At 48.4% G+C, this 1207-nt stretch carries 2 protein-coding genes; one reads left to right on the forward strand and one right to left on the reverse strand.

Annotation, left to right across the window (positions count from 1 at the left end; genetic code table 11):
- Nucleotides 1–615 (forward strand): transporter associated domain-containing protein (locus ACTHUM_RS14695; RefSeq protein WP_440403248.1); only part of this gene is annotated, 615 nt, incomplete at its 5' end.
- A gap of 63 nt (nt 616–678) precedes the next feature.
- On the opposite strand, the gene ACTHUM_RS14700 is transcribed toward ACTHUM_RS14695, so the two are convergent.
- The coding region (locus ACTHUM_RS14700) for an anhydro-N-acetylmuramic acid kinase (RefSeq protein ID WP_440403249.1) at nt 679–1207 on the reverse strand (529 nt) is incomplete at its 5' end.

The following is a 1207-nucleotide window of genomic DNA, read 5'->3' on the forward strand; positions in this document are numbered from 1 at the left end:
TCCCAAAGTCGGGAAGAACAAAATGCGCAGTTGAAAAATACGCCGTATAGCCGTTTGTTGGTTGTCGGTAAGGCAGGTGTAGATGAGCCTTTGGGCTATATCAGTAAAAAAGATTTGCTGAACCAGCTGCTTGAATCGGGAGAAATCAATATTCAGACGGCCTTGCGCCAGCCATTGATTTTGCCGGACAGTACGACGGCGTTAAATGCGATTGAATTGTTCCGTCAAAGCAGCGCGGATTATGCGTTGGTGGTGGATGAATTTGGCGCGGTGTTGGGTATGGTGACCATGAAAGATTTGTTGGAAACCATTGCCGGTGAGTTCCCAGAGGAATTCGAGCGTGAGGAAGAAGAAGCTGCTCCAGCCAGCCAGGATGAAACGCTGTCTGTGGATGGTGCATTGGAGTATGTGGAATTGGCTTCCCAGTTAAATCTGCCTGCTCAAGAAGAAGATGCGGACTTCCATACTGTTGCCGGCTTGATTATGGAAGAATTGCAAAGTATTCCTGATGTGGGCGACTTCATCGATTATCATGGCTGGCGTTTTGAAGTGGTTGAGAAGGACGGACAACGGATTGCCCGTGTGAAAATCAATCGTTTGCCGGAAGAAGAATAAGGAAAGGCTAATATAGTAAAGGCCGTCTGAAAATGTTCAGACGGCCTTTTTATTGATTTAACTTTAGTTGCCGTAATGTCCTGAGCCTAAAATTCGGTGTGAATGTGCGCCGGTTGCATGGTGGGGATTGCTCGGGACTTGATTGCACCAACAGGCTGCAAGCCAGGCAAAAGCGGCGGCTTCCACCCATTGCGGGTCAAGATGGAGCTTGGCTGTACTGTGCAATTTGGTGTCGGGAGAAAACAGGGTTTCCAAGTCTTGCATCAAAACAGGATTGCGGATGCCGCCGCCGCAGATATAAAGATGATGAATCACCGGAGCAGCTTGTTTGGCCGCGTCAAAAATGGTTTGTGCGGTATAAAAGACCAATGTACGTATCACATCTTCCGGCTTTTCATTACCTTTCAGATGGCCTTGAAGCCAGCTTAGGGAAAACAACTCTCGGCCTGTACTTTTGGGATAAGGGCGGCTGAAATAAGGATGGTCGAGCAGGGAAGCGAGCAGATCAGGGAGGATTTTGCCTTGTGCAGCTTTTTCCCCGTTTTTGTCGTAAGGCTGCTGCCAAATATGTTGCATCCATGCATCCATCAGC

This window comes from Neisseria sp. P0021.S006 (assembly GCF_051956895.1).